This window comes from Gelidibacter japonicus, assembly GCF_010725055.1.
Taxonomy (GTDB): Bacteria; Bacteroidota; Bacteroidia; order Flavobacteriales; family Flavobacteriaceae; genus Gelidibacter; species Gelidibacter japonicus.
In genome coordinates this window covers 81,241-89,454 of sequence record NZ_BJKB01000019.1, presented here as the reverse complement: position 1 = coordinate 89,454, position 8,214 = coordinate 81,241, and the positions used below count along the sequence as shown (strand labels likewise).

6 protein-coding genes are annotated in these 8,214 nt (G+C 38.1%); 1 reads left to right on the top strand and 5 read right to left on the bottom strand.

Going from position 1 to position 8,214, the window contains the following annotated elements:
• Nucleotides 1-163 precede the first annotated feature (163 nt).
• A complete protein-coding gene (locus G6N06_RS16810; protein WP_163517942.1) occupies nucleotides 164-589 on the bottom strand; it encodes a DUF1573 domain-containing protein in 426 nt (141 codons plus the stop codon).
• A 191-nt stretch (nucleotides 590-780) separates the two neighbouring features.
• On the opposite strand from G6N06_RS16810, the gene G6N06_RS16805 reads away from it, so the two are divergent.
• Entirely contained in the window at nucleotides 781-3,411 is a 2,631-nt protein-coding gene (locus G6N06_RS16805) for a valine--tRNA ligase (protein ID WP_163517941.1), read from the top strand.
• 250 nt (nucleotides 3,412-3,661) lie between these two features.
• On the opposite strand, the gene rodA is transcribed toward G6N06_RS16805, so the two are convergent.
• From rodA to mreC, 4 genes are read right to left on the bottom strand one after another with little or no spacing between them, the layout of a single operon-like run.
• Entirely contained in the window at nucleotides 3,662-4,939 is a 1,278-nt protein-coding gene (gene rodA, locus G6N06_RS16800) for a rod shape-determining protein RodA (RefSeq protein WP_163517938.1), read from the bottom strand.
• A complete protein-coding gene (mrdA, locus tag G6N06_RS16795) occupies nucleotides 4,940-6,886 on the bottom strand; it encodes a penicillin-binding protein 2 (RefSeq protein ID WP_163517937.1) in 1,947 nt (648 codons plus the stop codon).
• The gene (locus G6N06_RS16790; RefSeq protein ID WP_163517936.1) at nucleotides 6,883-7,389 is read right to left on the bottom strand and encodes a rod shape-determining protein MreD; all 507 of its coding nucleotides are present in this window, start codon (nucleotides 7,387-7,389) and stop codon (nucleotides 6,883-6,885) included. The genes mrdA and G6N06_RS16790 overlap by 4 nt, the downstream gene beginning before the upstream one ends.
• Nucleotides 7,382-8,206: a rod shape-determining protein MreC gene (gene mreC, locus G6N06_RS16785; protein WP_163517935.1), complete on the bottom strand. Its 825-nt coding sequence runs from the start codon at nucleotides 8,204-8,206 to the stop codon at nucleotides 7,382-7,384. The genes G6N06_RS16790 and mreC overlap by 8 nt, the downstream gene beginning before the upstream one ends.
• Nucleotides 8,207-8,214: the final 8 nt, after the last annotated feature.

Here is an 8,214-nt window from a genome sequence, read left to right as displayed (position 1 = left end):
ATAACATATCCAAGTGTTTGTTAATCAGTAAAAAAGATACGAAAAAAGGAGTGAAAACACTACGGTTTACACTCCTTTTTATCTCTTTTTACCCCAATATTTTTAAGGGGACTTTTTCAGTGGCCTCAAAAAATGAGAGCTTTTTAATTGTCTGAAACGCTAATTATTGTTCCATAACGCTTTTATTTCTTTTATCTAAAACACTGGTCTTACTTGGGTCAACAACTTCACCTTTGATTTTAAGGGCTACAGTTGGCGTGTCCGCATTGGATAAGACAGTAATGGTCTTTCTTATTGGATTGACACGTTGGGTATCATATTTGACTTGTATCTCACCTGTTTGCCCTGGAAGGATTGGCCCCTCAGGTTTTTTAGGTACAGTACATCCGCAAGTTGAGGTTACTCTTGTAATTATTAATGGCGCGTTGCCCGTATTTGTAAATTCAAAAACACGAAGGCCATCAGCACCTTTCTCGATGGTACCATAATCAATAACATCTGTCTTAAACTCAATCTTGGCTACTTTTTCTTGCGCAAAAGCAGAAATGCTTAACATTCCTACAAATAAAATTGCTATTAAATTTTTCATCATTTTAATTTTTTAAAATTGATAGGGATCAAAATTACTCACTTTTGACCATTTCACAAAATATTTTAGTTGAACGGTATAAAACAGTTAAAATAGATGTCTGTCTTTAGGTTAATATTTGTTTTTATAATTTCACAAAAACAGAAATATAAGTAACTTTGCCCGTTATGATACAAAAACAGTACCAAAGTATGCAGATCCCAGCAAAATATTCGGCTACCAATGTAGAAGACAAGTGGTATTCCTATTGGATGGAACACAAGTATTTCAAGTCTGTTCCTGATGGGAGAGAACCTTATACCATAGTTATTCCACCACCAAATGTTACTGGAGTGCTACACATGGGACATATGTTGAACAATACCATTCAGGATGTACTCATTCGACGCGCCCGATTACAAGGTCGGAACGCTTGTTGGGTTCCGGGCACAGACCACGCATCAATTGCTACTGAAGCTAAAGTAGTTGCAAAGTTGAAAGAACAAGGCATTGATAAGAATAAATTGACCAGAGAGGAATTCTTGAGTCATGCCTGGGATTGGACTCATGAATATGGTGGAGTAATTTTGGAACAGCTAAAAAAACTGGGATGTTCATGCGATTGGGATCGGACCAAGTTTACCATGGATGATGATATGAGTGAGTCCGTCATCAAAGTCTTTGTTGATCTTTACAACAAAGGTTTAATTTATCGTGGCTATCGAATGGTCAATTGGGATCCGGAAGCTAAAACCACCTTGTCAGATGAAGAAGTTGTCCATGTGGAACGCACTGACAAATTGTACTATGTGAAGTATCAAATTGAAAACCAGGATGATTTTGTAACTATTGCCACTACACGTCCCGAAACGATTTTGGGAGATACTGCAGTTTGCGTAAATCCTAACGACGAGCGATTTCAGCACCTAATTGGTAAAAATGTTATTGTACCAATTTGTAATCGAGTGGTCCCAATTATTGCTGATGACTATGTAGATATGGAGTTTGGTACGGGCTGCTTGAAAATCACCCCTGCCCATGATGTCAACGATAAGGAAATTGGTGACAGACATAACTTGCTTGTTGTGGATATTCTTAATGATGATGCCACTTTAAACAGTTTTGGTCTTCATCATCAAGGAAAAGATAGGGAGCTAGCACGAAAAGATGTGACCCAAGAGTTGAAAGATTTGGGAATTCTTGATAAAACTGAAGATATCACACATAAAGTAGGAACAAGTGAACGCACTAAGGCTGTGATAGAACCAAGACTTTCTGACCAATGGTTTTTGAAAATGGAAGATCTGGTAAAACCGGCCATTAAAGCAGTCTTGGAGGATGAAGACGTAAAGTTGTTTCCAAAACGCTTCAATAATACCTACCGCCATTGGATGGAAAATATTCGCGATTGGAATATTTCGCGTCAGTTGCTTTGGGGCCAACAGATTCCTGCCTATTTCTATGGCGATGGAAAGGATGATTTTGTGGTAGCCGAAAGTCGTGAGGAAGCCCTCATATTGGCACGACAAAAATCAAAAAATCCACAACTGTCGCTAACAGATTTAACTCAGGATAAGGATGCTTTAGATACCTGGTTCTCTTCATGGCTTTGGCCTATTAGTGTTTTTGATGGGATCCGGAACCCGAACAACCCTGAAATTGAATACTATTATCCAACCAATGATTTAGTGACAGGTCCGGATATTCTGTTTTTTTGGGTAGCGCGTATGATTGTTGCCGGATATGAATACAGAGATGAAAAACCTTTTGAAAATGTGTATTTGACAGGATTGGTACGAGATAAGCAACGTCGAAAAATGAGCAAATCCTTAGGAAACTCTCCAGACGCCTTGAAGTTGATAGATGATTACGGTGCTGATGGCGTGCGTGTAGGTCTGCTGTTAAGCTCTGCCGCTGGAAATGATTTGATGTTTGATGAAGAACTTTGCAACCAAGGAAAAGGATTTGCCAATAAGATATGGAATGCCTTCAGGTTAGTCAAAGGTTGGGAAATTGCTGAAATACAACAACCGGAAGCCTCTAAAATAGCCGTGGAGTGGTACCAATCTAAATTTCAACAAGCCTTGGCTGACATAGAGGATCATTATGGCAAGTATCGATTGTCTGATGCACTAATGGGCATATATAAGTTGATTTGGGATGATTTCTGTTCATGGCTTTTGGAAATGATCAAGCCAGAATATCAACAACCTATCGATGCAAAAACCTTTAAAAGTGTGATTGACATCTTTGAATCCAATTTAAAGTTATTACATCCCTTTATGCCATTTTTAACCGAAGAAATCTGGCACTTTATTGCAGAACGATCGCCTGAAGACGCTCTGATCGTTGCGGAATATCCTAAAATTGAATCTTTTGATGCTCAATTAATAGCCGATTTTGAATTGGTAAAAGAGGTGGTTTCGGGAATTAGAACGATTAGGAAGGACAAAAATATTTCTTTTAAGGATAGTATCGAACTATCGGTCATCAATAACGAGAAATTGTCAGAACGTTATAACTCCGTTATTGAAAAGATGGGAAATATCTCAAAGATGGAATCGGTTGAGGCTGCCGTCGATGGCGCGCTAAGCTTTAGAGTGCATTCCAACGAGTATTTTATTCCTATTTCTGGATCCATTAATGTTGAGGAAGAAATCAAGAAGTTAAATGACGAATTAAAATATACCGAAGGATTCCTGAAATCTGTTCAGAATAAATTGTCCAATGAACGTTTTGTGAACAATGCACCTGCCCAAGTATTACAAAACGAACGCAACAAGGAAGCAGATGCTTTGGCTAAAATAGAGACGATTAAGTCGAGTTTGGCCAATTTGAAGTAGATGTAAATTGGCACGTCCTTACTCTATATAGGCACTTACCCGTCCGTATAGGTGGGTGAAACTGCCTAACGTCATCTGTTAATTTTCCAGTAGATTTGCCTCGCCAATTCACTAACGTTCGGGTTGAAGATTAGCGCGCAAGTTCCTCAACAAAAACTCTGTGAACCTCTGTAAAACTGAGTGTAATAACTTGCGGATTTTATGAATTGGATTTTGGAACTTTGAACTTGAAACCTTGAACCGTCAAAGTCTACCACTCATTAATCCTATTCGAATCTAGTTTTATAAAAATAAACAGTAAGATCGTGAATGCCCAAAGTGCTGAACCGCCATAACTGAAGAACGGAAGTGGAATGCCGATGGTCGGGATCAGGCCCATCACCATACCGACATTGATCAGAAAATGGAAAAATAGAATGGATGCGACACAATAGCCATAAACTCTGCTGAATTGAGATTTTTGTAATTCGGCCAAATATAGAATTCGAAGCAGTAGCGCAACGAAAAGAAGTACAACGAGCGCGCTTCCCAGAAAACCCCATTCTTCCCCAACGGTACTAAAGATATAATCTGTATGCTGTTCCGGCACAAATTTCCCGGTTGTCCTCGTGCCTTGCATAAAACCTTTTCCTGTCAACCCTCCAGAACTGATCGCTTTTTCTGATTCGTGCAAATTGTATAGAATTGTCTGTTTTAATTCATGGAGCTTTTGAGGATCATTTTCCAAACGCAGCCATAAACTGATTCGGTCTTTTTGATGGAACTGTAGTATATTATTGTAAAAATATTTAATACCAAAAGCTACTGCTACACAGACTAATAGAATACCAATAGGCTGTAAGATTGATGGTCGTTTTTTCTGGCCAAAAAAATGATGTCCAAAGATTAATATTCCAGATACGAGAACAGCAACAACCACATTGAATTTAAGTGCCAATACCGAAAGTAATACGAGAAAAACGGCGATGACAAGATACATCTGCTGTAGACCTTCTCTATAAAAAACAAAAAAGAACGCGGCATAAACAACGGTACTCCCTGTATCGTTCTGCAACAAGATTAAAATAGCAGGAAGTGCAATAATCCCGGCAGCTTTAATTTGATCTTTGAACGTCTTCATATTTGTTTGAAGGTCGCTAATATATTTTGCTACGGCCAAGGAGGTTGCAAATTTAGCGAACTCACTTGGCTGAATTGTCATTCCTCCTATGCTATACCAAGCCAAGGCGCCATTAACATTTTTCCCAAAAAGAAATAAACCCAATAAAGACAATATGGAAATTAAATAGATAAGGCTGGCAAAACGTTCGTAAAACTTAGCGTCTAAGGCCAAGATGAGAATGATGAGCGCGAAAGTGAATATAATGAAGACGGATTGTTTCCCGTAAGGATGATTCATATCAAAATAACTCACAATCTCTCCTGTGTGTGAGGCTGACATAATATTTAGCCACCCAAAACCAACCAGCAATAAAAATAAAGCAATGGTGATCCAATCAAAATTCAATCCTCTAAAATCTCTTTGCATTTATTGTAAATTAAACGATGATGTTCGTGTACTCACAGGATTGACAACGGTATCTTTTGTTATTTTGTCAATGACTTGCAATGCTGATTGCCTGTTGATGCCAAATTCTTTTCCTGAATATGGTTTTGCATATTCGTTCTCCAAACTGTGCGTGAGAATCCAGTTTTCCATGGCGGTCATTGTAACCTCACCTCTAATATATTTTTCAATCATTAAACTTGCTATACGCCCTGCAAATCGACTGCCCCAATAGCCATTTTCAACAAAAACAGCAATGGCGATTTTAGGATCGTCCTTTGGTGCAAAGGCCACAAATATGGAATGATCTGTCAGCTGGGTCCGTTTGCCATTTATCCGCATAAAGTTTTCAGCTGTCCCCGTTTTACCGCAAATATCAATCCCGGGCACCCGTAGACTGTAAGCGGTACCTTTATTGTAAACATCAAACATACCTTGTACTACGGGTTCAAAATGCTCCTTATCAATGGTGGTATAATTAGGCGTGGTGTATTTTTCATCAATGGTACCTCCTTCAATACTTTTTATAATGTGAGGCGTATAATAAAAGCCTCTATTGCTGATGGCGGCCACCATATTTGCCAATTGAATGGGCGTGGTCTCCACCTCACCTTGTCCAATGGAGTTTGAAATATTGTAGGTTGAAGACCATCGGTTTTCGCCATACCATTTATCATAAAAAGCACCATCCGGCACACGACCTTTATTCCCGATCTTAAGATCATAACCTAAATAGTCGCCAAGTCCGAAGCTTTTAACATGGTTGCTCCAAACATCCATGCCCTCTGAGGGTTTGTCATACTTATCAATAATACGTCTATAGACATTTACAAAATAAGCATTACAAGATTGTGCAATACCTTGGTTCATTGACAGAGGACTCACATGACTATGACATCCAGTCAAACGTCTGCTCCCTAAATAATAACCGTGTCGGCATGAAAACTGATCCTGTGTGGTAACCACGCCTTCCTGAAGACCTATCAAAGCACTGAGTACTTTAAAAGGCGACCCTGGTGGATACTGTGCTTTTAAACTACGGTCAAACAATGGTTTTGCAATGGTATCGTTGTAAAGTTGAGTGAAATTTCGAGAACGTTGTCTCCCCACCAATAAATTTGGATTATAGGAAGGGGCAGTGACCATAGCAATAATTTCACCTGAACCCGGTTCTATGGCAATAATACCACCGTGTTTATGCCGCATTAAAAGTTCACCGTATTCCTGAAGCTCGGAATCAATGGTAATCGTAATGTCTTTTCCGGGCTCCGGTAAGGTATCATAAATACCGTCTTTATAGGGACCAATATCTCTGTTGAATCGATCTTTTTGTATAAACTTTATTCCTTTTACACCTCGCAATACTTCTTCATAGGATAGTTCAACACCCTGTTTGCCAATTAAATCACCACTTTTGTAATAGGGGTCATTTTCAATAATATAATTGTTGACTTCTCCAATATCTCCCAAAACATTCGCTCCAATTGTGGTTTGATAGTCTCTTAGTGATCTTTTTTGAATGTAAAACCCTTCATATTTTCTGATTTTTTCCTGCAACACTGCATACTCCATCCTTGAAAGTTGTGGAATAAAAACAGAGGGTAACCGTGGCGAATAGCGATACGCCTTATTATAAAAATTAATAAAGTCTTCTTTGGTAATTTTTAAAAGGTTGCATAACTCTAACGTATCCAATGGCTTTACCTCCCGAGGAATGAACATGACATCATAGGATGGTTGGTTGGCCACCAGTAATTTGCCATTTCTGTCATAGATGTAGCCTCTTTTTGGATAGTCGCGTACCTTTCTGATGGCATTATCATCAAGCAGGCTATATGGATCTTCGTTGTACACTTGTAAATAAAATAAGCGTGCAATAAAAACCAAACCTACAAAAGCAATAGTTGAAAGGAGTAGCAATTTTCTCATTTACGTTTCTGGCTAAAAAGGATTGTGATAATCAAACAAAGTATTATAGTGAAAATCCCTGAGAATAACGTTTTTTGGAGGATTAAAATTATTTTAGAAATGTTAAAAATCTCTAAGGAAAACATCACCAGGTGATGAATAAACACCAAGGCCGTAAAGTAGGTCAGTTTACTACTGAAATCCGTTTGATTGAATTTTATGGATTGGTAGTCATAAATTGTGCCGAATGAGAATTTCAAAAAAACAGGTCTTATATATGCCAAAGTCACACATGCCGCCGCATGCACTCCTCCTGAATCTGAAAACACATCTACACTAAAGCCCAATAGGAATGCCAAGAAAACAAATAAGGTGCGGTTGTTGTTTGCTGGAAATAATATGATGAATAAAATATAGACATACGGATTGATATAGCCCATGAAATCTATTTGGTTAAAGATCAATACCTGAACCAAAACCAAAATGATAAACCTTGCGGCCAAATTTAAGGTTACCTTAGTCATTTTTTGGTTTTTGTAGAGATTTTATTTCAGCAGCCTGAAGGTTTTCAATTACATAAACATGGCCAATATTGGTCATATCATTAAACAATTTAACGTTTACAATATACGAGTCGCCTCCACTGTCAATTTTATATGAGTTGACCGTCCCAATTAAAATGCCTTTTGGAAAAATGGTGGATTGGCCACCGGTAATGATCGTGTCGCCAATGGCTACCGGTGCAAATTTCGAAATATCGATGAGTTGTGCAAACTCTGGCGACTCCGTATTCCATACCAAAGAACCAATATGATTGGTCTTTTTCAATTGGGCATTGATTCGGCTACGGGTGTTTAAAATTGACAGTACAGAGGAGAAGTTTTGGGAGGTGTTTTCAATAATACCTACGATTCCCTGAGAAGTAATCACGCCATAATCGACTTTAATACTATCTTTTTTTCCCTTGTTTATGGTCAAATAGTTGGTGGATTGTGAGTAACTATTTTTATAAACACTTGCAGTACGAAACTTATAATTCGCATTCAATTTAAGACTGTCTTGAAGGTCGGACGTCATGGTATCCACATCCAAATTGTGAACTATGGTTTTAAGCATACGGTTTTCTTCCAACAATGCCTTGTTTTCCTTGATCAGATTAAAATACTGACTGACATTGTTTGCTGTTTTGTAAACAGTACCGGTAATCACATTAGAGGAGTTAATGAATTTACTTTTATGATAAGAATGCGATTGAATTGTAAAAAACAAAGACAAACCAAGAAGCAACAAAAACACAAGAAAAGTTTTGTTTCTAAGTACAAAGTTTATGATTTGTTGCATTTGGAATT